The 23,587-nt window shown below is 45.0% G+C and carries 19 protein-coding genes; 6 read left to right on the top strand and 13 right to left on the bottom strand.

All coding sequences use genetic code 11. From position 1 onward, the window contains the following. Positions 1–68: 68 nt before the first annotated feature. From DW694_RS15090 to DW694_RS15075, 4 genes are read right to left on the bottom strand one after another with little or no spacing between them, the layout of a single operon-like run. The gene (locus DW694_RS15090) at positions 69–1,592 is read right to left on the bottom strand and encodes a glycoside hydrolase family 32 protein (protein ID WP_118753265.1); all 1,524 of its coding nucleotides are present in this window, start codon (positions 1,590–1,592) and stop codon (positions 69–71) included. 52 nt (positions 1,593–1,644) lie between these two features. Next, positions 1,645–3,330 carry a hypothetical protein gene (locus DW694_RS15085; RefSeq protein WP_330673476.1) on the bottom strand — a complete coding sequence of 562 codons (1,686 nt, stop codon included), beginning with the start codon at positions 3,328–3,330 and terminating at the stop codon, positions 1,645–1,647. A gap of 16 nt (positions 3,331–3,346) precedes the next feature. Beyond that, the gene (locus tag DW694_RS15080; RefSeq protein ID WP_015526648.1) at positions 3,347–4,243 is read right to left on the bottom strand and encodes a carbohydrate ABC transporter permease; all 897 of its coding nucleotides are present in this window, start codon (positions 4,241–4,243) and stop codon (positions 3,347–3,349) included. Positions 4,244–4,254: 11 nt separating this feature from the next. Beyond that, positions 4,255–5,193 carry an ABC transporter permease subunit gene (locus DW694_RS15075; protein ID WP_015526649.1) on the bottom strand — a complete coding sequence of 313 codons (939 nt, stop codon included), beginning with the start codon at positions 5,191–5,193 and terminating at the stop codon, positions 4,255–4,257. Between the two features lie 296 nt (positions 5,194–5,489). Here DW694_RS15075 and DW694_RS15070 point away from each other — a divergent pair, with 296 nt between their 5' ends. Together DW694_RS15070 and DW694_RS15065 are read left to right on the top strand one after the other, a co-directional pair. Continuing rightward, positions 5,490–6,518 (top strand): substrate-binding domain-containing protein, encoded by a 1,029-nt coding sequence (locus DW694_RS15070; RefSeq protein ID WP_118753264.1) that lies wholly within the window; start codon positions 5,490–5,492, stop codon positions 6,516–6,518. 161 nt (positions 6,519–6,679) lie between these two features. After that, on the top strand, positions 6,680–8,515 hold the full coding sequence (locus tag DW694_RS15065; RefSeq protein ID WP_182465508.1) for an amylosucrase: 1,836 nt from the start codon (positions 6,680–6,682) through the stop codon (positions 8,513–8,515). Positions 8,516–8,613: 98 nt separating this feature from the next. On the opposite strand, the gene DW694_RS15060 is transcribed toward DW694_RS15065, so the two are convergent. After that, positions 8,614–9,771, bottom strand: a complete 1,158-nt coding sequence (locus DW694_RS15060; RefSeq protein WP_118753263.1) for an FprA family A-type flavoprotein — start codon at positions 9,769–9,771, stop codon at positions 8,614–8,616. A gap of 237 nt (positions 9,772–10,008) precedes the next feature. Here DW694_RS15060 and DW694_RS15055 point away from each other — a divergent pair, with 237 nt between their 5' ends. Both DW694_RS15055 and sstT read left to right on the top strand, forming a co-directional pair. Beyond that, entirely contained in the window at positions 10,009–11,364 is a 1,356-nt protein-coding gene (locus DW694_RS15055) for an MATE family efflux transporter (protein ID WP_118753262.1), read from the top strand. 233 nt (positions 11,365–11,597) lie between these two features. Next, a complete protein-coding gene (gene sstT / locus DW694_RS15050; protein WP_118753261.1) occupies positions 11,598–12,806 on the top strand; it encodes a serine/threonine transporter SstT in 1,209 nt (402 codons plus the stop codon). Between the two features lie 164 nt (positions 12,807–12,970). Here sstT and DW694_RS15045 read toward each other — a convergent pair whose 3' ends face one another. Continuing rightward, positions 12,971–13,600, bottom strand: a complete 630-nt coding sequence (locus DW694_RS15045) for a metal-dependent hydrolase (RefSeq protein ID WP_118753260.1) — start codon at positions 13,598–13,600, stop codon at positions 12,971–12,973. Positions 13,601–13,876: 276 nt separating this feature from the next. Further along, positions 13,877–15,385 (bottom strand): 4-alpha-glucanotransferase, encoded by a 1,509-nt coding sequence (malQ, locus tag DW694_RS15040; protein WP_118753259.1) that lies wholly within the window; start codon positions 15,383–15,385, stop codon positions 13,877–13,879. A 394-nt stretch (positions 15,386–15,779) separates the two neighbouring features. Here malQ and DW694_RS15035 point away from each other — a divergent pair, with 394 nt between their 5' ends. After that, positions 15,780–16,799, top strand: a complete 1,020-nt coding sequence (locus DW694_RS15035; RefSeq protein WP_118753258.1) for a LacI family DNA-binding transcriptional regulator — start codon at positions 15,780–15,782, stop codon at positions 16,797–16,799. A gap of 131 nt (positions 16,800–16,930) precedes the next feature. Here the strand turns inward: DW694_RS15035 and DW694_RS15030 are convergent, their stop codons facing one another. The 4 genes from DW694_RS15030 to DW694_RS15015 all read right to left on the bottom strand — a co-directional run bounded on the left by DW694_RS15030 (position 16,931) and on the right by DW694_RS15015 (position 21,095). Beyond that, the gene (locus DW694_RS15030; protein WP_022426115.1) at positions 16,931–17,413 is read right to left on the bottom strand and encodes a GNAT family N-acetyltransferase; all 483 of its coding nucleotides are present in this window, start codon (positions 17,411–17,413) and stop codon (positions 16,931–16,933) included. 237 nt (positions 17,414–17,650) lie between these two features. Continuing rightward, positions 17,651–18,727 carry a U32 family peptidase gene (locus DW694_RS15025; RefSeq protein WP_353615833.1) on the bottom strand — a complete coding sequence of 359 codons (1,077 nt, stop codon included), beginning with the start codon at positions 18,725–18,727 and terminating at the stop codon, positions 17,651–17,653. Positions 18,728–18,750: 23 nt separating this feature from the next. Continuing rightward, complete coding sequence (locus DW694_RS15020; protein WP_147238639.1) at positions 18,751–20,133, bottom strand: hypothetical protein; 1,383 nt, start codon at positions 20,131–20,133, stop codon at positions 18,751–18,753. A gap of 86 nt (positions 20,134–20,219) precedes the next feature. Then, positions 20,220–21,095: a NifB/NifX family molybdenum-iron cluster-binding protein gene (locus tag DW694_RS15015; protein ID WP_118753257.1), complete on the bottom strand. Its 876-nt coding sequence runs from the start codon at positions 21,093–21,095 to the stop codon at positions 20,220–20,222. A gap of 205 nt (positions 21,096–21,300) precedes the next feature. On the opposite strand from DW694_RS15015, the gene DW694_RS15010 reads away from it, so the two are divergent. Next, complete coding sequence (locus DW694_RS15010; RefSeq protein WP_118753256.1) at positions 21,301–22,074, top strand: alpha/beta hydrolase; 774 nt, start codon at positions 21,301–21,303, stop codon at positions 22,072–22,074. Positions 22,075–22,085: 11 nt separating this feature from the next. Here DW694_RS15010 and DW694_RS15005 read toward each other — a convergent pair whose 3' ends face one another. Together DW694_RS15005 and DW694_RS15000 are read right to left on the bottom strand one after the other, a co-directional pair. Continuing rightward, on the bottom strand, positions 22,086–22,832 hold the full coding sequence (locus DW694_RS15005) for a class I SAM-dependent methyltransferase (RefSeq protein WP_118753255.1): 747 nt from the start codon (positions 22,830–22,832) through the stop codon (positions 22,086–22,088). Position 22,833: 1 nt separating this feature from the next. After that, positions 22,834–23,586, bottom strand: coding sequence for a class I SAM-dependent methyltransferase (locus DW694_RS15000; RefSeq protein ID WP_021650930.1), 753 nt, complete (start codon positions 23,584–23,586; stop codon positions 22,834–22,836). Position 23,587: the final 1 nt, after the last annotated feature.

The following is a 23,587-nucleotide window of genomic DNA, read 5'->3' as shown; positions in this document are numbered from 1 at the left end:
TGATCCGGCGTAAGCAACTTCCCCTATGTTATACAAAAATAGAGAAATTGTCAATATTTGAGAGGCTTCTACAACACAATATCATATTTCTCAACCTGGATCACAGCATTTCCGTCACTGTGAAACAGGATCTCATCTGCTTCCACTGGTGTTGGGATCACGGTAGTCGCAGTTTTGCTTCCATCATTGATAAAAAGCTCTATGGAGCTTCGATCCAGGATAAAACGCAGCTTCAGATTTTGTCTGTCATCTGTGATCTGGAGCTTTCTTGTACATACAACATCACGCTGCACCCCGCTCCAGGTTCTGTCGATCTCCAGTATCTGTCTTTTTCGATCATAGGTAAAGACCGTTGTATATTCTTCATTGCGTGCAAGCTCGATCCGGAATTCATTGTACACATCCAATGCTTCCTGATTTGGATTTCCGGAGTTCCTGCTTCCATCCATGATGCCATCTGCGTTCTGCAGTTCCACAGTCAGATCGATCATTCGGCCACGGACGCCTTCAAGGCTTAAGCTCTCACCCACTTTTACATTCTCATAACAACAACGGTTTTTCCGATAATTCTCAATTTCCCGGACCGGCATCTGCCAGATCTTTCCGTCACGATATTCCAGCTCTCTCGGAAGAGTCATCATTCCCTGCCATCTCTGCTTTTCCTTGATCACACAGCTATCCCAAGATTTCATCCAGGCGATCATCACTCTTCTTCCATCTGGAAGAAGGGTTGTCTGCGGCGCATAAAAATCAAGTCCGTAGTCCAGACTTACCGGTGCGTCTTTTTCAAATGTATGTTTTTCGCTGTCATAATCTCCCGTAAAATATAGGGAATTATGTCCATTATGAAACTCATACCCTTTTGCCCGCATATGCTGCGGAGAACAGATCAGCACATGTTTATCCCCGAGCGGAAAGAAATCGGGGCATTCCCACATAACACCGATTTCTCCTGTGGAGTTCTCCGCAAGAATTGTTTCAAATTTCCATTCTTTCAGATCTTTACTGGAAAACAGAACTACCTGTCCAGGAATTTCTTCGCTGCGGCATCCTACGAGCATATGGTATGTTCCGTTATCTTCCCATATCTTCGGATCACGGAAATCAACTCTGCTGCATTTCTCCGGAAGCATATCCCCGGTGACTACCGGATTTTTCTCTGCCTTTACATAATCTTTTCCGTCCCCCCAGGCAATGCACTGATTCTGCCGGACTTCTTCTTTTCCATCAGGCAGCTTTTCTGTTGTAACTCCTGTGTAGATCAAAGCCTGTTTTCCATCCGCTTCAATAGCACTTCCGGAAAAGCATCCCTCTCGATCATATTCCTGATCCGGTGCAAGCGCTGTAGGAAGCTGCTCCCATCTGATCATATCCTCCGTCACACTGTGGCCCCAGTGCATAGGGCCCCAGTCACGGCTGTAAGGATGATACTGGTAAAAAAGATGTACCTTTCCTTTAAAAACAGAAAATCCATTGGGATCATTGATCCAGCCAACCGGTGCAGATACATGAAAGGCCGGTTTCTCTTCCTGCGGGATATTTTTTGCTTCCTCTATTTCATAAAGACGTGCTTTTTCAAGTTTTTCACTCATACTCTGCTCTCTCTTTCTTTTTTATGTTTCTGACCGGTATCTTTTTCTGTTTTTATTTCTCTGTCTCACTAAGAGACTTCTGATACTGGTCAAAATATTTCTGTTTGATTGCCAGATAATCAGACAGTCCATACTGCTCCATCTTTTTCAGATAGGAATCCCATTCTTTATCGATGCCGCCATTCAGGATCCAGTCTGCTTTTTTCTGTTCCGCATACTTCTTGATATCCGTGTCATACTGAGATACTTTATTGGTATCATCAATACTCATAAATACATTCGGATACACATATTTACTTTTCATATCCTTAAGATATGTTTCATGCATATTGTCGAGACGCCATTTTGCATCTGCCGGCTCTGTTACATATACATCGTAATACTCGTTAAGTATTGCCAACGGTCCGTTTACAGACTGTGCTTCACGAACCTCTACCGGAGATGCATCTCCCAGATCCATATGTTTCAGCATCTGGCCACCTTCTGCATTCTCGGACATCTCAAAGATATTAAATGAATCTTTTTCCCCGTAAGTACCCCAGTTATTCTGCGGAGACTGGATCGGTGCATACATCTGATCGATCCATGCTGCTGCCAGTGCCGTATTCCGACAGCTTGTAGTCAGAACGCAGCGTCCTCTGTCAAAGCCACTGGTTTCACTGTTATTCTGTCTTGTGATATTTACAAGACCATCCGGACCGGCCAGCGCCGGGAGCATTACATAATCTTCATTGTTATCAATATTTGCAATATCCCAGGTAAAACACAGACCATATCTGTGGTTCTTACCTTTTGCGACATAAGTTGACCATTCCTGGGTAAAAGCCTCCGGATCCACCAGCTTTTCTTCTACCAGCTGATGGAGCCACTGAATACCTTCTTTATAGCCTTCCTGTACAGTTGTATAAATAACGGTTCCATCATCTTTTACTGCAAAATGATCACCGGTGTCACCATATCCTTCTCCGAATCCGTTGATGAGAATTGCAGGATCCTGATCACCATTATTGATGATAAAGGACATCGGGATCACACCACCCTCAATGTTGAATTTCTTTTCCAGTTTATCTGCATTGTCGCGGAAAGCGATCAGAACCTGTTCCAGTTCCTCAGTTGTAGTTGGAACGTCCAGCTTCAGATAATCCAGCCATTTTTTATTAATGTAGGGAATATCTCCAATTGCCTGAATGGCTTCTTTCCCCGCACCAAGCTGCTCGATCCATGGGAAAGAATAAATATGTCCGTCCGGTGCTGTACACATTGTTCTGTATTCCGGGTATTTTTCAAATACAGCCTTAAGATTCGGCATGTATTTATCAATGAGATTTTCTACCGGAATAATGATTCCCTGTTTGGCATAACGAAGAAGATCATAATCACTCATCCCTGCGTTAAAAAGTCCATCCGGAAGATTTCCGAACTGTGCCAGCGCCAGATTTTTTTTGTCATCAAACTGATCCGACACAAAACAGGTCCAGTCAATGTGGACATTGGTCTGCTTTTCCAGTCTTTCAAAGATCGTTCTTTCATTAGGTTCCTGTGTAGATGTTGCAGGTGCACTGGTAATAAAAGACAGCTCTGCTTTTTCTTTCAGAGGAAAGGACACATCTTCCACCGGGGTATCCGGATCTGTTTCTGCTTTCATGTGTTCTTTTCCATTTCCACATCCGGCACTGCATACCATTATAATTGCAGAAAGCCCGATTGCCAATAATGCCTTCATTCTTTTTTTCATCATTATCAACCTCCTGTCATCAGCCTTTTACAGAACCAACCATAATGCCCTGGTCAAAATATTTCTGGAAGAATGGATACATGATCAGAAGCGGTAAACTTGATACAATGATCGTAGCATATTTCAGAAGCTCCGCTACCTTTGCCATCTGTGCAGTACTCTGGATATCTGCGATCATTCCGGGCTGCGGTGTATTCTGTACAAGGATGGAACGAAGTACCAGCTGCAATGGCTGCAGTTTCGCATCATTCAAATAAATCATAGCGTCAAAATAACTGTTCCACATTCCTACAAAGGACCACAGTGCAAGCACTGCGATGATCGGTTTGCATACCGGCATCATGATCTTGAAAAAATGCTCGATTTCCGTGGCACCGTCAATGGCAGATGCCTCTCTGAGTTCCTTGGGGATAGACTGATAATAGGTTCTGGCAAGGATCATGTTCCAGACATTAAACGCACCCGGAAGCAGGATTGCCCAGATTGTATTTACCAGATGCAGCTGATTGATCAGGATAAAAGTCGGGATCATTCCTCCACCGAAAAACATGGTAATGAGAAAAATAACATTGAAGAAATTTCTTCCCACAAATTCTTTCTTGGACATTGGATATGCTGCCAGCAGAGTTACCAGAACTGAAATAATGGTAAACACCAGGGAATAAAAAAATGAGTTTGCAAAGCCTCTCCAGATCATATTATTTTCAAGAACTCTGCGGTACGCATCGATTGTCCACTTCCGCACATCAAAGCTGATCCCCTGGCTGTTCAGCACATTCGGATCCATAAAGGATGCGATCACAACATATAAAAGCGGAACCAGAATGGAAAGTACAAATGCACCCAGAAGTACGTATCCGATTCCTAAAATGGCTTTGTCAGATGCCGAATATTTCTTTTTCTTTGCTTTTGCCATAACAGCACCTCCTATAATCCCTCTCCGTCATTCAGTTTCTTGACTACCCAGTTTACAAAGATCAAAAGAATTACATTGATCACTGAATTAAACAGCCCCACTGCTGTAGAATATCCATAGTCTCCATTCAGAAGACCGATTCTGTATACATAAGTAGAAAGAATCTCAGATGCAGGGAGGTTCATATCTGTCTGCAGTGCATATGCTTTTTCAAAACCAATACTCATAATATTTCCGGCCTGAAGAATAAACTGGATCACAATGATGTTTTTAATAGCCGGAAGCTGTACATACCAGATCTGCTGCAGGATATTTGCTCCATCCACCACTGCTGCCTCTTCCAGATCCTTACTTGCATTGGCAAGTGCTGCTGTATACATAATGGACGCCCATCCGGCTGTCTGCCATATTCCGCTGGCTATGTAGATCGTACGGAACGCCGCCGGCATGGTCATCCAGTTGGCATCAGAACCGATCAGTTTATTCAGCGGACCTACCGGTGAAAGAAACATACGAACCATACCACAGAGTACGATAACGGAAATAAAATTCGGCGCATAGATCAGAAGCTGAATTTTTTTCCTGATCCCGGCTCTCCTGATCTGATTCAGAAGAAGTGCCAGGATGATCGGAATCGGAAATCCCCACAGCAGTCCGTAAATACTCAGTTTCAGAGTGTTCACAAGATAATTCATAAAATCCGGTGATGCCAGAAATCTCCGGAAGTATTCCAGTCCTACCCATTTGCTTCCAAATACACCATCAATGACATTGTAGTCCTCAAAAGCGATCAGTACGCCACCCATGGGCACGTATTTGAAGATGATCGTCAGAAGAAGTGCAGGCAGCAGAAAAAACACATACAGCTGCCAGTTCTTTTTCACATACTGAAGCTTTTCTGCAGCAGTTCTTTTTCCTGCCGGAACAGCTTTCGCAGAACCTTTTTTCATTCTCTTTTCCTCCCTTTTTTGTTCTTTCGTTCTTGTTTAGTAACCGGTAAAGTAACCGGTTACTTTATAATTTGATACTACTATATGACATAGCTTCTGTCAACCTTTTTTGTTAATTTATTCAAGAAAAGTTACCGGTAACTTAACTGGTTATTTTTTTATTGCTATTTAACGTCTGTATTGTTATACTTATTATATCAATCCAATCATCCTGTACGGTCTGCAGCTTTCTCTTATATGATCACATCTGCATTCCGTATCATAACTTTCTGCTGTTAAAAGGAGAATATTTTTTTATGGCTAAAAAACAGGTAACATTTGCCGATATTGCAGAATACACTGGTTTTTCCAAGACCACGATCTCCAGATATTTCAATCATCCGGATTCTCTGACCCTGGAAAATCAGGAAAAGATCGCAAAAGCCCTTGATGAGCTCGGCTACAGAAAAAACAAGCTTGCCAGGGTTCTTGCCAATGGAAAAAGCGAATTTGTAGGGATCATTGTCCCGAACCTTTATCTTCATTATTATTCCGAAATGCTGACACAGCTTCTTCGAAGTTACTCCGACTATCATTACAAATTTCTGGTTTTTGTCAGTGATGGCGGCCCGGAGAAAGAAATGCAGTATCTGGACGAGCTGATGGCTTATAAGATTGAAGGACTTATTGTTCTCAGCCATACTCTTTCCTCTGAAAAACTGGCTTCCTATAATATTCCTGTGATCGCCATTGAACGTGAAGCAGAACATATATGCAGCGTTACAACAGACAATTACATGGGCAGCATGCAGGCTACTTCTCTGCTGATACGTAATCAGTGTGATGTACTGATCCACATCAATGTCCATGTACCTGAGAATATTCCGGCTTATGACCGTATCCGTGCCTTTGAGGAAACATGCCGGGAATATCATGTTCCTTATGAACTGAACCTTAATGTTTCCGGTGATTCCTATCAGGAGCTTTTTGAACAGATGCGTGTGATCTTTCAAGATATTGACAGTAAATATTCCGGTCAGAAAAAAGGCATATTTTTATCCAATGATACTTACGCAAATATATTTCTCAATCTGATCTTCCAGAAATACAACTGTCTGCCGGATGAATATCAGATCATCGGATTCGATAATTCACCCATTGCTGCGGAGTCCATCATTCCGATCACTACTATTGGACAGCAGATTGATGTGATCGCACAGACTACCATGGAACTGCTTGTGGAACAGATGAACGAAATGAAGAAAAGAAAACCGGCACCGCTTCAAAAACCGCTCCACAAAAAGATCACTCCTGTTCTGATACGACGGCAGACAACCGGAGACTGAAAATACTTACAACATTTTTCCATATTCCATAACAACCCGTATATTCATGTACCGGAAACTTCATGCTATAATTCTGTGGAAAAATGTCAGATAACCATTACCGCCGGGAAATATTTTACAGGTTTCCCGGCATCTATAAATATCTATTCAGGGAGGAAATCATGAAAAAAGATCAGGAAATTTTTCAGGAACGTTTAAACCATCATCACGACGAGCTTCGATGGCTGTACACAGAGCTTTATCACAATGACGATATGTTTGCGGAGCTCTGCGACCAGATGTACCAGTATTTTACAGCACGCCGCCGCGCGCTCAAAAACCGCGACCTGGAAAGAGAAAAAAATCCGGACTGGTTCCGCCAGAAGGATATGCTTGGCATGATGCTCTATATTGACAATTTTGCCGGCAACATCAAGGGAGTTTCTGCCAAGCTTCCATATCTTAAGGAATGCAACGTGAACTGCCTTCATCTAATGCCGTTCCTGGATACCCCGAAGGGCCGTTCCGACGGTGGTTACGCAGTAGCCGACTTCCGCAAAGTCCGCCCGGACCTTGGTACTATGAAGGATCTGGCTGCCCTTGCAGATAAATGCCACAAAAACGGGATGAACCTGTGTATGGATTTTGTTATGAACCACACCTCCGAGGATCATGAGTGGGCCAAAAAAGCACGCCAGGGTGACGGCGAATATATGAGCCGCTACTTCTTCTACAACAACCGTGAAATCCCGGATGAGTACGAAAAGACCGTACCACAGGTATTCCCAACCACTGCTCCGGGGAACTTTACCTGGCTTCCGGATATCGGTCACTATGTCATGACTACCTTTTATCCGTACCAGTGGGATCTGAACTACGGCAATCCCCGTGTTTTCAATGAGATGATGTACAACTTCCTCTTCCTTGCAAACCAGGGAATGGACGTGATCCGTATCGATGCGGTTCCGTATATCTGGAAGGAACTGGGAACTCCTTGCCGTAACCTGAAGCAGGTGCATACGATCGTTCGTATGATGCGTATGATCGCCGAGATCGTCTGCCCAAGTGTTGTACTTCTGGGTGAGGTCGTTATGGAGCCGGAGAAGGTTGTTCCCTATTTCGGAACCGTAGAGAAGCCGGAATGCCATATGCTTTACAATGTAACAACCATGGCTACAACCTGGAACAGCATTGCCACTCGTGATATCCGCCTTCTGAAAAAACAAATGGATATTGTAAACAGCCTTCCGAAGCAGTACACCTTCCTGAATTATCTCCGCTGCCATGACGATATCGGCTGGGGACTTGATTTCGCCACCCTGAAAGAATGGGACATGGATGAGCCATCCCATAAGCGTTACCTGAATGATTTCTTTACAGGAAAGTATCCGGGAAGCGACAGTCGCGGAGAGCTCTATAATGATGACCCGGTAACTCAGGATGCCCGCTTCTGCGGAACTACTGCTTCCATGTGCGGGATCGAGGCTGCTCTTTTTGAAAAAGATGACGAGAAGCTGAAAAGGGGTATCCGCGAGGATCTGATGCTTCACGCATATATGCTTACCCAGTCCGGAATCCCGATGCTTTACAGCTCCGATGAAATCGGACGTCTCAATGATTATTCCTATAAAGAGGATCCGGATAAGGCTGCAGATTCCCGCTATATCCACCGTGGTGCTTTCCAGTGGGAGCTTGCCGAAAAAAGAAACTCCAAATCCTCCGTTGAGGGACAGATCTTCCAGACTCTTAGCCGCATGGAGCAGATCCGCAGCCAGGAATCTGTTTTTGATAAGGACTGTGACGTGTATACATACGATGTTCATGATGACAGCATCCTCTGCATCCTCCGCCAGAAAGGAAACGAACGTTTCATCGGAATCTTCAATTTCAGTGACAGCGAAAAAACTGCCTGGATGCAGGAGGAAGGAACCTTCCGTGATCTGATCACTGACCAGACACTGGAGCTTAAGGACGTGGAGCTTCCGGCTTATGGATTTATGTGGTGTAAGAGGATGTAACTGTTACTTGGTAAATAAAAAAGACGTGGCCTTACGGATCCACGTCTTTTTATTATGTTATATCTTTATTTTTTATAAGCTGTTCTGACATTCAGAAATTACTTGCAGAGCTCCTCTGCCATTGCATCGATCTCTGCCACATTCTCATCGCTGAGGGAGGACATGATCTTTACATTGTTCTCAAGCCATGTGATATTTTTACTCTTCTCGAACATTCCTTTCATGACTTTAGCTGCAGTCGGTGCCCAGCTTCCGTTCTCAATGAGGCCGATGGTGCGGTTCTGGTAATTACGCTCTGTCAGGTTCTCGATGAATGTACGCATAAACGGGAAGGCTTCTCCGTTGTATGTAATGCTGGCCAGTACCAGCTTGCCGTAGCGGAAAGCGTCTTCCACTGCCTCTGCCATGTCTTCTCTTGCAAGATCGCAGACAACAACCTTCGGGCAGCCCTTTTCTTCCAGCTTCTGTGCAAGAAGCTCTGCTGCTTTCTTTGTATGTCCGTATACAGATGTGTAGGCGATCATTACGCCTTCGCTCTCTACTTTATAAGAAGACCAGATATCATATTTCTCCAGATAATGTCCAAGATTCTCAGTAAGAACCGGTCCGTGAAGCGGGCAGATGGTCTGGATATCAAGAGTTGCTGCTGCCTTGAGAAGCTTCTGTACCTGCGGACCGTATTTTCCGACGATTCCGATATAGTAGCGACGTGCTTCGCGGTCCCAGTCCTCTTCTACATCAAAGGCTCCGAATTTGCCGAAGCCATCAGCAGAAAACAGGACCTTGTCTGTGCTGTCATATGTAACCATGACCTCCGGCCAGTGAACCATCGGTGCAAATACGAAGGTAAGGACGTGTTTTCCAAGTGTCAGAGTGTCACCATTTGCTACAATATGTTTCTTTCCTTCCAGATCCATTCCACGGAAGAAATTCTCCATCATGGTGAAAGTTTTTGTGTTGGCAACAACAGTTGTATCCGGGTATGCTTTCATGAAATTCTCAATGTTTGCTGCATGATCCGGCTCCATATGCTGAACTACAAGATAATCCGGTTTCGCGCCATCCAGAACTTCTGCTACTTTTCCCATCCACTCTTCTGTGAAGTTGGCATCTACGGTATCCATGACTGCGATCTTCTCATCTTTGATCACATAGGAATTATAGGACATTCCGTTTGGCACTACATACTGTCCCTCGAACAGGTCTACCTGATGATCGTTTACTCCTACATAATAAATATCATTTCCGATTTTCATTGTATTGAGTTCCTCCTTAGTCTGCTGTATTTTATATTTCCAATATCTCTGAAAATACTTTCTTATTGCTCTCATTTATTATATCATTGTTCGTACTGAAATCAATGTAGAATCATAAATAAAAACAAACCTCTGCGCCTGGTAAAAGAGCTATTTTCCCCTCTTTACAAACCTATTCCAACATAGTATTGTATACCTTGGATGAAGGAATTTTTTATAATTTTTATGAGGTAAACTATGTGTGAAAATGAAAAAAAGAAAACGCATTCCATTGAGATGACCTCCGGCTCTCTCTGGAAAAATCTCCTCCTTTTCAGCCTTCCCCTGATGGGGTCCCAGGTGTTGGAGGTTCTTTTTAATTTAAGTGATGTTGCGGTTGTGGGGCGATTTGCAGATTACATGGCACTTGGAGCTGTGGGTTCCACAACTCTGCTGGTCACTTTATTTACCGGAATCCTGATCGGCATGGGCGCCGGAGTCAATGTTCGTGTAGCACACGAGCTTGGTGCCGAAAACAGAAAAGGTACCGAAGAAACAATCCATACATCTCTTCTTCTCTGTGCCATCGCAGGACTTCTGGTCTGTGTCGTCTGTCTTCTGTTTTCCGGACAGATGCTGTCCATGATGAATACGAAACCGGAGCTGATGGACCAGGCTGTTTTATATATGAAGATTTATGCTCTGGGTATGCCGGCCATGGCTGTATACAATTTCGGTAACGGCGTATTAAGTGCCCGCGGCGATACGAAGCGACCGCTGATCTATCTTTCCATTGCCGGAGTGATCAACGTTCTTCTGAACCTGTTTTTCGTTATCGTCTGTCATATGGCCGCCGCAGGTGTGGCAACTGCCAGCGCGATCGCCCTGTATATATCCGCTGCTCTGGTAATGATCCACCTCCTCCGGAGAAAAGACGAATGCAGGGTATCCCTGCGTAAGCTCCATCTTCACCCAAAGGCCTGTAAAGCAGTACTGCTTCTTGGTATTCCCACAGGTCTGCAGAACGGAATTTTTGCCATTGCAAATCTGTTCGTACAGGCCGGCGTCAACTCCTTCGATGCAGTCACGGTTTCCGGAAATGCTGCCGCTGCAAATGCAGACTCTCTGATCTACAACGTCATGTTCGCCTTCTATACTGCATGCGCAAGCTTCATCGGCCAGAACTGGGGTGCCGGAAATAAAAAACGTATGCTGAAGACTTATGGGATCAGCCTTACATATGCCTTCATCGCAGGCGCGATCCTTGGTGGACTGCTTCTTGTTTTCGGTCCGCAGTTTCTGTCACTGTTTGCCACAGAACCGGCAGTCATCGATGCCGGCATGGAGAGGATCCGGATCATGGGCTTCAGCTATGCCTTCAGCTGTTTTATGGATTGCAGTATCGCCGCTTCCCGTGGCATCGGAAAAAGTATCCCACCGACCATCATCATCATTCTGGGATCCTGTGTATTCCGTGTCATCTGGTTCTATACGGTGTTTGCACACTTCCAGACCATTTCCTCACTTTATCTCCTGTATATTTTCTCATGGGGAATTACAGGCTTTGCGGAGGTTCTGTTCTTTGCTGTAAGCTTCCGGAAAATTCGGACCTGATACTTCAAATATATAGCGCCAGACGAAGCATTGATCTGGCGCTTTTTATATCTTTCTCGCGTTTTATGTACATTTGTCTTTACAAGGCGGACATAATTGTATATAATTATCCTGTTGTGCTTTTACGCGATGCAGTAATACCACTTAGAACGATCCGCCCTTTACACTGGATCGTTGCTTTGCGGCTCAGCATTTTTTAGCACACTCACACAATAGGAAAGAGGAAACTAGTTATGAAAAACCTGATTCAAAAATGGAACAGCATCAACCTGATCAAGCGTATCATCTGTGGTCTGATCGTTGGTATCATTCTCGGACTTGCGATCCCTCAGGCATCTGTGATCTCCATTCTCGGTGATCTGTTCGTCGGTGCTCTTCGTGGAATTGCTCCGCTTCTGGTGTTCTTCCTGGTAATGAGCTCTCTGTGCCACATGGGAAAAGGCCAGAAAACAAACATGAAATTCGTTGTTGTACTTTATCTTCTGGGAAATATACTCTCAGCACTGGCAGCCGTGATCTCCAGCCGCCTGTTCCCGATCATGCTGACTTTTTCCGAAAATACAAATACTTCCGACGTCACTCCGCCAAGCGGTGTTGCAGAGGTCCTCAAAAACCTTCTGATGAACATTGTTTCCAACCCGGTTGACGCACTTGTCAACGCCAACTATATCGGTATCCTTGCATGGGCCATCATCTTCGGTATCGCACTGAAGGCCGCAAGTGAAACTACCAAGACTGTCATCGAAAACATTTCCGATGCAACCTCCACAGCCGTAAGATGGATCATCAGCCTTGCTCCATTTGGTATCATGGGCCTGATCTTCACAACCATCTCCGAGCAGGGGCTTGGCGTACTGTTAAGCTATGGCCGTCTGATCTGTATACTGGTGGGAACCATGCTCTTTGTTGCACTGGTGATCAACCCGATCATTACTTTCATCTGCACACGCCAGAATCCGTATCCGCTGGTTCTGCGCTGCCTGAAGGACAGTGGTATCACAGCCTTCTTTACAAGAAGCTCTGCCGCCAACATTCCGGTAAACATGGAGCTGTGCAAAGATCTCGGACTTGATGAGGATACCTACTCCATCTCCATCCCTCTTGGTGCGACCATCAACATGGGTGGTGCAGCGATCACCATTTCCATCATGGCTCTGGCAGCTGCACATACACTCGGTATCAGCGTAGACTTCCCGACCGCTCTGATCCTCTGCATCCTGGCTGCTGCAAGTGCGGCTGGTGCTTCCGGAGTTGCCGGCGGTTCTCTTCTTCTGATCCCGATGGCCTGCAGCCTTTTCGGAATCCCCAATGATGTTGCCATGCAGGTAGTTGGTGTCGGTTTCATCGTAGGCGTGATCCAGGATTCCTGTGAGACAGCACTGAACTCTTCCACAGACGTACTTTACACAGCATGCGCCTGCAGGATCAGAAAGAATAAATGATCACACTTATAAACCGTCAGGCGGATATTCGTAATTGAAACAGGGAACTCCCTTGATTCGGTTAAAAAGAGCAGATCTTCCGTATTTGGAAAATCTGCTCCTTTTTTGGCTTAACAATATCTGCCCCATATAAAATTATCCGTAATCGGTAAATAAAACATCCTCTACATTCGAAAAAGCTTCCAGTTCTCTCCCATCTGCACAGCCAGATATACGATCTCAAAGATCACAGCTACAGATCCAAGCTTAAAAAGCAGGGAATCCACAAAGCCTCCTGCCTTACAGAAATCCAGCGCAATGCCGCCCGGCAGCGGATACAGGATCCGTACCCGTTTCCGGTTAAAGCAGTCCAGCACCAGATGTGATACGAATCCAACCACAAAATAAAGGACCAGCTTCACGGACACCATGGATATGGCTGCAGTTAAAATGGCCATAGCCATGATCGAATGCATAAATGACCGGTGCGGCTGATTTTTTCCAAAGGCGCAGACTGCAATAAAAATAATAACTCCCATGGCAACCGGCGCCATAGACTGGTTATTGCGGATCTTTTCCCAGATGGAAAAATCATAAAAATAATTCAATGCGATCTCTGCTGCCACAAGCAGTGCCGCGATCAGTGTGATCCGGTCCGCATCCTTATGGGATTTGGAGGTTCCTACATCAATGTCGCTGATCAATGCTCCAAGCATTCCTGTTCCTGCCGCAAGTACCAGACCGGAAACCGTAGAGGGCTGTGTAACTGCCAGCACTGTTCCGAGTCCGACTGCCGCGTGTGTTTTTCCTGTCATAATTCTCCCCTTATTGTAAAAAATCTTCCGTTATTCAGGATTATCCACTGCTACAGATCAGACACTCTCTTCTGATCTTCTGCATATATAAATGTATCACTTTATCATTTACCGCAGATCTGAAAATACAATAAGGCAGCTGTCAGCCTTACCTTTTACTGACAGCTGCCTCCACGAAACAGCATTATATCACATAAAAAATCACGATTCTATCTAAAATCTTTCTACTTTCTTTCACGTCCCGTTTAAATGGAATATGTCTCTTGGATCTCTCTTTTAATCAGACCAGTTCATACGTCCGTAGCGAAGTGCAATACCTTGGATCTCTTTCTGAAGCTTCACAGTCAGCTCCCTTTTGCGGATCCTCCACTTCCAGTTCTTTCCTACTGTGGAAGGCTGGTTCATTCTGCAGCTGTTATCCAGTCCCATATAATCCTGCATAGGGATCACACAGAGCTTTGCACTGCTTCTCATAACCAGGCTGATAAAGCATTTATGCAGCTCTTTATCCGGTGTATAGTTATCACAGAGATAATCCCTGGCAAGCTTACGCTCTTTTGCCATAATGCTCTTCCACCATCCGGCGATGGTCTCATTATCATGGGTTCCTGTATATGCCACACTGTTCTCCGGATAGTTGTGCGGAAGATAATCGTTGGCACAGCCGGAATCTCTGGAATCAAACGCAAACTCCAGGACCTTCATTCCCGGGAATCCACTGTCATGGACAAGCTGACGCACAGAATCTGTCACATAGCCAAGATCCTCCGCAATGACCTGCTTCCAGCCAAGGGCCTGCTCCACTTTGCGGAACAGATCGATCCCGGGACCTTTTTCCCAGTGACCGCCAATGGCATTTTCTGCACCGTACGGAATGGAAAAATACTCGTCAAAGCCACGAAAATGATCGATCCTTACCACATCATAAAGGCGGAATACGTAGCTCAGTCTGGAGATCCACCACTGATATCCTGTATTTCTGTGGTAATCCCAGCGGTACAGTGGATTTCCCCAAAGCTGTCCTGTTGCGGAAAAACCGTCCGGCGGGCATCCGGCTACAGCCACCGGCACATTCTCCTCATCCAGCTGGAAAAGTTCCGGATGAGCCCAGGTATCTGCACTGTCCATAGCTACATAGATCGGGATATCTCCGATGATCTGAACGCCTTTTTCGTTGGCATATTTTTTCAGTTTCATCCACTGCTCATAGAATTTGAACTGCATATACTGCTGGAATTCAATATCAAAATATAATTCTCTGCGATAGTAGTCCATGGCATTTGCCCAGCGAAGGCGAATATCCTCTGCCCATTTTGTCCACTCAACACCGCCGAACTGATCCTTTACTGCCATAAAAAGTGCATAGTCGGAAAGCCACCAGCTGTTTTCTGCAACAAATTTCTGATAATCCGGATTCTCGCTGATGTTGCTGTTTTCGTAAGCTTTGCGGAGAAGCTTATAACGGCCTTTGTAGATTTTTTCATAGTCTACGCTGTCTGCTCTTTTTCCCCAGCTGACCTTATCACAGTCCTCCTTTGTAAGGACGCCTTCCTCCACCAGTGCCTTCAGGCTGATAAAATACGGATTTCCCGCAAAAGTGGAGAAGGACTGGTACGGAGAATCTCCGTAACTGGTAGGTCCCAGCGGAAGGATCTGCCAGTAGCTCTGTCCCGCTTCCTTCAGCCAGTCCACAAAATCATAGGCACTCTTTGAAAAACATCCGATGCCGTACTCTGACGGCAGGCTTGTGATCGGCATCAGAATGCCGGCTGCTCTTTTATCCATATCTTTTCTCTCCTTATGTTGAGCCCTGCATCTCAGAGCATCTTATCTATTATCCTCTCACGGATGCATATTCATATAATCTACGCAACCGTTTGCGTAAATTATACGTCCATTTTGCATGAAGTGCAATGCGTTTTTGTCTTTTCTACCTTTCTTACAATTTTTACATCCTGATTTTGTGCAGTTTTTCATTATGTCAAACAGAATCTGTCTGCATCTCACTACCTGATTTTCTGTGCATCTGTTTTTACGCAATTTCATGCAATTTTCCGTGCAATATGTTTGACAGTATCCTTGTTATGAACTACAATATCTCTATCAGACTGAGATAAAAAAAGCCGGATCAGAGGCATACTTCCGCTTTGATCCGGCATATCCGTGAGGAGGCAAATTTATGGCAGTAACCATCAAAGATGTGGCAGCTCTGGCCGGGGTGTCCCCGTCCACTGTTTCCAGAACCTGCAAAAATAATCCATCTATCAGTGAAGAAACCAAGGAACGTGTACGCAGAGCCATGGCGGAGCTTGGCTATGAGCCGAATTTCCAGGCCAGTAACCTGGCAGCACAGATTTCCCGCTCCATCGGTATCATCCTGCCTCCATCCCCAAAGGAGACATACGAGAATTCCTTTTACCTTGAGACGATCCGGGGGATCAGCCACTACTGTAACGCACATCAGTATATCAGCACCATTGTTACCGGTCAGAATGAAGAAGAGATCCTTAACGCAGTACGTTCCATGTCCAGAAGCGGTAAGGTTGACGGATTTATTGTTCTTTATTCCCGTGTGAATGATCCTGTTATTGATTTTCTTTTCAGTGAAGGACTTCTCTATATCCTGATCGGAAAACCGGCACAATACACCAATCATACGATCTATATCGATAATGACAACCTTCTGGCCGGACAGGAGGCAACGGAGTATCTTTATGCTCTGGGCCACCGGAGGATCGCTTATCTGGGTGTAGATAATTCCCTGGTCTTTTCCGCAGACCGCAAAACCGGCTACATGACTGCGCTGATCAGCCACGGATTAACCGTACAGCCCGAATACTGTATAGAGGTTCCTGCCGCTTCCCAGAATGAGTTTCAGGAGCTTCGAAAGCTGCTTTTAAGTGAGGAGCGCCCTACAGCTGTGCTTGTCAGTGATGATATTCTGGCACTTTCCCTGGAGCGGATCTGTATAGAAGCAGATATCTCCATACCGGAGGATCTGTCCATTCTTTCCTTTAACAACTCACTTTTTGCCAGACTGACTTCCCCACAGCTGACCTCCATTGATATTAACTCCGGGCAGCTTGGAATGGAAGCAGCCACGCAGATGATCAGTCATATCGAAAATCCGAGCCTTCCGGCCACAAAGATCATTGTACCTCACCAGCTGATCGAAAGGGACAGCTGCCGAAGGATCTGATCTGCTTTCAAACAAAAAAACAGGTATCTTCTCTGCTGACTGTGTATTGACCACCACTTATCGATCTGACATTGGTGGTCGATCTACCGCCCGGCAAAAAGATACCTGTTTTTCATTTTTTATAATACTTTTTATAATGCTTTCTCATAACACCAGTACATATGTCCCCAGAGTTCACACTCTCCCACATTCTCAAAATTCAGCTTATCATAAGAACGGAGTGCTTTTACATTGTCCTTCGCAACAAGAAGATGTACAGCTTTATAGCCCCGCTTCTTCAGTTCTTCCATCACACCCTTAAGAAGTTTCCCGGCAATCCCCTGATTCTGGAATTCCTGACATACTCCCACCCGGGAGACCTCCGCTGACGGCACCATGGTTTCTGACCAGCATGTGAGACATTCCACATTTGGATCATCATCAATGGAGATCACACCTGCGATATTTCCCGTATCGTCCCGCATACAGAACAGCGCATCTCTGGAAAGATCAAATTCCACTTCTTTTTCTGAAGGATACTCCTCTGTCCACACACAATAGGGCGTCCCCAGCAATGAACGGTACAGCTTCAGAACTGTATCTGCTTCTTCTCTTTTTACACGCTCGAAATTCATTTTATATCCTTTCTCCTGAAAATACATTCTTTTTCCGCCCGGATCTCGCCAGTATCAGGATCACAGCAAATGTAATGATCTCTGAACTCAGGAAGGACACACGCCATTGATCCCAAATAATCCGGAAATAGCTTTTTCCCAGGACCGTCAAATCTGCAATCTGCACCATGTCTTTTCCTGATTCTGGTTTTCATCCCATTTATCATTTATTCTAACTCAAAAAAGCTTCCCTTTTTGTTACTGATAATAACATCTTCCGCTACACCCCGCCGGAAACACTGTCCGTTTTAATGTATACTGAAATTCCCTCTCATTTTCTGCAGCGTCCAGAATTTCCAACGCTTTTCGCAAATTCCGGATATCTTTTTCCATGTGATCCACATAGTTTCCCCGGCCAACCAGCTTCAGATGCGTGATCCCTGCCTGCTTCAGCTGATACAGTGCACACAGTCCACAGCCTGTCTCACCACAAAGATATCCGGATTCATCATATGCTTTCAGATCCAGATCCGGTTCCTGATCCCACGCCTGCTCCTGAAGAGCCACTATTTTTTCCGGAACAGCCTCACCATTCCGTACAGTTCCAAGCCAATAGGGCACCCTGCAAAGATATCCCATCTCATCACAGTGAAGCGAATTACAGAATGCTCCCGTAAACTGGCACATTTCATTCAGCACAAAGGCCTCGAACTCCATTCCCGCCTCCGGTCGGATCCCGGCCTGTTTTTCCACTTCTCTCTGAGATGCAATAACAGACTGCATATCCCGGAACGTGTTTTTCCGATGAAAGATCAATCTCTTCAGAGGAAAGCGCCGGAACATCTTCAGCATTTCGCTGTTCACTTCCCCTGTCTCTCCGCTGAGATGGATCTCACAGGAAATCCCCCTGTTTTTCAGATAAACAAGAAGCGCCGGATCTGCAATGATATAGCTTCGAAATCCAATTCCCATGCACTTTTCTATGATATCTCCGATCTCCGGATACTGTTCCGGAAGATAATACAGGGAATTGAAGGTGAGATGCACCGGCTTTTTATATTTTTTTACCATCCGGGAAAGAATTTCCAGCTCACTGTATGCTCCAAGCTGAACATTACAACAGAGAACCTCCCTGCGATTTAACGGCATTACTGTGCCATATTTTTCCGCCCAGGAAAATGGTACATAGCCACAGAAAAATTCATCTGCTCCTGCCTGCACAAAACGTTCATATTCATCTATGGAGCCTAACCCGGCTGTTATTTTCATACTGTTATCCATGTCCTGTTCCTTTTTCTGCAATGTATTCTTGTCAAACAGATATTCGTGCTCCACCTTCACAGCCTGCTCATCACCTGTCATATATTAACAACAATGCGATCCGGCTTTGTGCCTTTTATATTTTTCCACATTTCAGGTATCTCCGGAAATGTTTTATCCACACCGAACAGGGAATTATACCTCCCTGCCATGTGTAAATGTTCCGGATAAAGAAGTGTGTATTTTTCACAAAATTTCGGACAGTGCTCCGCAAGCTGCTGTGTACCACGATCCCCAGTGGTGCACAAAGCATACAATGGACAATACTGCGAAGTGTTTGTCTGATAAAAAGGCAGATGCAGACTGTTTTTTCCCGGGGGAAGCTCCTGTGGATATCCACAGGACTCCCACTCGTATCTGTGGATATGAAATTCTTCAGCCAGAAAATCCCGATAAAACCCCGCATTCAGGCTGTTTTGCTGAAATAATAAGGTATCACCGGATTTATATTTCATTCGCGGATCCTTTTTTCGTTTATTAAGCAATGTGCCCAGAACAGGATGCAGGCGGGATGTTTTTCCACAGAGCATTTCCACCATGGCCCAGTCATTGACTACGATTTCCACATTCACCCCATGAATACAGCACCAGTTATCCACCTTTTCCAGAAGCTTTCCCACAGACAAAAGCATAAATTCCCGGATATAAGAAAATACCAGTGTGATCTCCGAGCCCTCCAAATACATTTTATCCATGATAGAAAAAAGCTGCTCTTCTGTCGGAAACAGATTATGGCAGAACTGATTTCCAATATAAAATCTGTCCGGTATCCGGCCTGCAAAATAACTGTGAGTGAGATAATTCTTCTGCCAGTAAGACGCCAGAAAAGCCTGCAGCGGCTGGCACAGATATTCTTCATACAGGGAAGTGCAGTTTAATTCCAGGGCAAACTCTGCATTATCCAAAAGCCTTAATTCTTCTGCACCCATTGTATCCTGTGGATTTCCGGAAGCCTTTTCATTTTCTCTGAAAAACCACCGCTTCTTCTGTTCCTCCAGACTCCTGCAGTGCATCTCATCCAGCTCCGCAGGATAACCGGTCAGTGATTTCGCCAGCTCTCCATCGTCTCCATCCAGCTTCAGACGGATATATCTGTTGTACTCTCCGGCCAGCCGCCGAACCTCCTGTACATAATCCTTCTGTTCCACTCTCACAGAATATTCCCTGTAAAAATATTTTCCGGTTTTCTTTTCAACTGGCTGTTGATCCTGCAGGCATTGATCCTCTGCTGCACTCATCCCAAACTTCCGGATCTCCACTCTCCTGTACCCGGCTTTTTTCATATCATAAAAATAGATCAGAAACTGCTCCGGTTCCGGGCATTCCTCTGCCAGCCGAAATCGAAATCCATCTTCACCCAGCTCTGTGATCCGGATTTCTTTGCTATCCATAAAACCGGACAGTAATCCAAATGGTATCATAGAGATCCTCATCAGGAAAGCTTCCTCCCTTCAGGCAAAAAAGGAGATGCCATATGCTCCCATACAGCACCTCCCACTGTTCCTTCTTATTTCACTTCTACTAATTCAATTCTGAAATTCAGCTCTTTACCTGCCATCTCATGATTAGCATCGAAAGTAATGGTTTTTTCATCTTTTGCGTTAACTTTAACCGGGAACGGCTGACCATACTGATTGGAGAGGTATACCTGCTGTCCTACAGTAAGATCCTCAGCACCCGGAAGCTGTTCGATCTCAAGTGTAAAAATCGCATCCGGATTCGGCATACCGTAAGCTTCCTCAGGCATCAGATGAACATCTACCACCTGGCCAACCTCCATGTTTGCAACTGCCGCATCAAAGCCTTTAATCATCTGTCCTGCTCCGCAGATGAATTCCAGTGGCTCGCCACGGTCATAGGAAGAATCGAACTGTGTTCCGTCATTAAAGGTTCCTCTGTAATGTGTACGGCAGGTTTTTCCGACATTAGGGCCTGTGATAGATGGCTGGGAACCACATCCTCCGCCACAGCCTCCGCAGGAATGTCCGTCTTCATGACCGCCGCAGGAGTGTCCATTCTCATGGCTTCCGCAGGAATGTCCATCCTCATGATGGTGATGATCACAATTCACACCTGTGGATACCAGCTCGCCCTTCAGATAAGCATCCACAGCCGCATCTACGTCACCCTGTGCTCCGGAACATAACTCAACACCAGCCTCAGCAAGTGCTGCCTGAGCGCCTCCGCCGATTCCTCCACAGATCAGAACGCTGATTCCCTGCTCTGCAAGAAGTCCTGCAAGTGCACCATGTCCGGTGCCATTGGAGCTGATCACTTCACTGGAAACAACCTTGTTATCTTCCACCTCATATACCTTGAAAAACTCCGTTTTTCCAAAGTGCTGAAAAATGTTTCCATTATCGTATGTTGCTGCAATTTTCATTTGTAAAACCCTCCATTAGTCAGATATGTATTATATTAGTATATCGTGCAGGCAGGATAAAAGCAAGGTTTAACTTCTCTCACAAAAAACACCTCGCGGGACATTGCCAGTGAACAGCAACCTCTTGCTGTCATTCAATGAATCCAGTATAATAGAAGCATCTGTAAAAATAAAAGATTTTTTGAATAAGAAGGTTTGAACTAAAATGAAATCATACGAAGAATTACTTTCAGATATTGAAGAAGACATGGAGCTCATGGGTTCCTCACACATTGTTTATTCCATGGAAGAGGACGACATTGTTACTGATTATGATTATCTTCCATCCGATTCCTGTACGATCTCCATTACCTTAAAGGAGCTTCAGGAAAAGCTTCAGCTGCAGATGCTCTATACAAAAGTTTCCGCTCATACAGCCGGAGCAGATAAAAATGCCCCAAAATTAGCTGTTGTTTTTCCGGGCATCGGATACACTGCTGACAAGCCGCTTCTGTACTATACCAGCCGCCTTGCCAGCAAACACGGTTACAAAATCCGCACTGTATCCTATGGCACCCTCCCGGAAAATGTCAAAGGAGATCCTGAAAAAATGAAACAGGCCTTTGACCTTGCCCTGGAACAAACAGAACGCTCCTTAGGCAGCATCGACTGGAATTCCTATGGCAGCATTCTGTTTATTTCCAAAAGTATTGGTACAGTCATCTCCTCTGCCTATGCTTCCCGACACGATCTGACTGTAAAAAGCATCCTATTCACGCCTCTTGCAGAGACCTTTTCCTTCCCACTTGCCGGAAGCATCGCCTTCCACGGCACCGCAGATCCCTTGGCCGAAACCGATTCCATCCGGGAACTGGCAGCGCAAAAAGATCTACCTCTCTTTCTCACCCAAAACGCCAACCATTCTCTGGAAACCGGTGATGTACTGACGGATATCTTTATTCTAAAAACCACAATGGAGCGGGTCCAGCGTTTTATTTAACGCCGGCCTGCTTATTTTTCTCCACCCACCAAAAACTGAGGTGTCAGCTTGTTCAGCTCACGTTCCATGGAAGTTCTGGAAATATCACTGATGTCCTTCAGGGCAAACACTTTGGAAAAGCCGATCTCCATCATGTAATCCAGATCCCATACCGGACGCTTTTTATCACTCATAAACAGCTTACTGCTGAGCTCTTTCCCTGTTTCCGCATCTTCATGAGCATGGATACCTCTTCCATATTTTTCCCACATAGCAGCATCATGTGCCTCGTAAATCTTTTTCTTTTCTTCATCATAAAGATGCAGATACCAGCAGGCGTCCGATACCAAAAGACGTCCGCCTTTTTTCAGTACACGCAGCCACTCCTTGTAAGCCTTCTGTGGATCGTCCAGCGTCCATGTGATATTTCTGCAGATAACCATATCAAATGTCTCATCCGGGAAATTCAGATTGTGGCAATCCATAGTCATCAGATCTGCGGATAAACCTGCTGCCTTTACATTTTCCTTTGCTTCATGGATCATATTTTCAGTAATATCGATCCCGGTCACATGATGTCCTTCTTTTCCCAGCATAATTTCAAAAAATCCCGGCCCGCAGCCTACGTCCAGTACTTCCAGATATTCTTTTTCCGGCGCATACTCCAGAATCAGATTCTTCCAGTTTTCTGCTGTTTCACTTTTCAGTTCTGCCTTGATCCCTTCGCTGTAAATGCCGGCTTCTCCTTCCCAGTACTCTTTGATCTTATCGTTTTGCATGTCACTTCTCCTTCTTTGTGGCTACTACAATAAATTTTTTTCCCTGATATCCGTATTTCCAGAAATCCATCGTCCATGGTCTGTTTAGCCAGCGGTTCTCTCTGATCTGGATTCTGGCAAAGCGTACCTTTTTTAATATCTGAAAGTCCGCTTCCGGACGCTTCTGCGATGTAAATGGCAGCTTTTCATAAATTCCGCTGTTTTCCTTCACGTCAGATCCATATGTTTTTCTTTCTGTAACATAAATAAGAAAATCAGCAATTTTCATATGGATCTTATTTTTTAATGTGGGTTCGACGGTCCGATAGTCCCCATCAAAATAAATGATCCTTCCACCTGGTTTTAATACAGCCTTCCAGCGTCTGAAAGCTTTTTCCGGATCATATAATGTCCACACCGCATCTCTGGAAAGTATCACATCATAGCTTTGTTCCTGTTCCAATGGCAAAGTTACACCATCTTCCTCACAGATTTCCACCTGCTGATGATACTGTCGCATATTCCTTCTGGCTTTTTCTACCATTCCTGATGAACCATCGATCGCTTTTACATCATGTCCCAGACGCGCTGCTATGATGCTCATAAAACCCGGGCCGCAGCCCACTTCTAAAATACGAAGGGGCTCAGGTCCAAGAAGTCTTTTCAATTCTTTTGTCCAGTGAGATACCGTTCTTTTGTTACTCAATTGTTTTTGGATCATATCATCATAATCGCCGGAATCTTCTGTCCATTTATTCTCGATCTTTTCAAACATT

Source organism: Ruminococcus sp. AM26-12LB, from assembly GCF_003480785.1.
GTDB classification, from domain to species: Bacteria; Bacillota; Clostridia; order Lachnospirales; family Lachnospiraceae; genus Blautia_A; species Blautia_A fusiformis.
The sequence above is the reverse complement of the archived record's forward strand: the minus strand, read 5'-3'. Positions and strand labels throughout refer to the sequence as shown.

Bases quoted from the DNA above. Each gene is read 5' to 3' on its own strand.
- DW694_RS15090 (WP_118753265.1), bottom strand. From the start codon at position 1,592: ATGAGTGAAAAACTTGAAAAAGCACGTCTTTATGAAATAGAGGAAGCA.
- DW694_RS15085 (WP_330673476.1), bottom strand. From the start codon at position 3,330: ATGATGAAAAAAAGAATGAAGGCATTATTGGCAATCGGGCTTTCTGCA.
- DW694_RS15080 (WP_015526648.1), bottom strand. From the start codon at position 4,243: ATGGCAAAAGCAAAGAAAAAGAAATATTCGGCATCTGACAAAGCCATT.
- DW694_RS15075 (WP_015526649.1), bottom strand. From the start codon at position 5,193: ATGAAAAAAGGTTCTGCGAAAGCTGTTCCGGCAGGAAAAAGAACTGCT.
- DW694_RS15070 (WP_118753264.1), top strand. From the start codon at position 5,490: ATGGCTAAAAAACAGGTAACATTTGCCGATATTGCAGAATACACTGGT.
- DW694_RS15065 (WP_182465508.1), top strand. From the start codon at position 6,680: ATGAAAAAAGATCAGGAAATTTTTCAGGAACGTTTAAACCATCATCAC.
- DW694_RS15060 (WP_118753263.1), bottom strand. From the start codon at position 9,771: ATGAAAATCGGAAATGATATTTATTATGTAGGAGTAAACGATCATCAG.
- DW694_RS15055 (WP_118753262.1), top strand. From the start codon at position 10,009: ATGTGTGAAAATGAAAAAAAGAAAACGCATTCCATTGAGATGACCTCC.
- sstT (WP_118753261.1), top strand. From the start codon at position 11,598: ATGAAAAACCTGATTCAAAAATGGAACAGCATCAACCTGATCAAGCGT.
- DW694_RS15045 (WP_118753260.1), bottom strand. From the start codon at position 13,600: ATGACAGGAAAAACACACGCGGCAGTCGGACTCGGAACAGTGCTGGCA.
- malQ (WP_118753259.1), bottom strand. From the start codon at position 15,385: ATGGATAAAAGAGCAGCCGGCATTCTGATGCCGATCACAAGCCTGCCG.
- DW694_RS15035 (WP_118753258.1), top strand. From the start codon at position 15,780: ATGGCAGTAACCATCAAAGATGTGGCAGCTCTGGCCGGGGTGTCCCCG.
- DW694_RS15030 (WP_022426115.1), bottom strand. From the start codon at position 17,413: ATGAATTTCGAGCGTGTAAAAAGAGAAGAAGCAGATACAGTTCTGAAG.
- DW694_RS15020 (WP_147238639.1), bottom strand. From the start codon at position 20,133: ATGATACCATTTGGATTACTGTCCGGTTTTATGGATAGCAAAGAAATC.
- DW694_RS15015 (WP_118753257.1), bottom strand. From the start codon at position 21,095: ATGAAAATTGCAGCAACATACGATAATGGAAACATTTTTCAGCACTTT.
- DW694_RS15010 (WP_118753256.1), top strand. From the start codon at position 21,301: ATGAAATCATACGAAGAATTACTTTCAGATATTGAAGAAGACATGGAG.
- DW694_RS15005 (WP_118753255.1), bottom strand. From the start codon at position 22,832: ATGCAAAACGATAAGATCAAAGAGTACTGGGAAGGAGAAGCCGGCATT.
- DW694_RS15000 (WP_021650930.1), bottom strand. From the start codon at position 23,586: ATGTTTGAAAAGATCGAGAATAAATGGACAGAAGATTCCGGCGATTAT.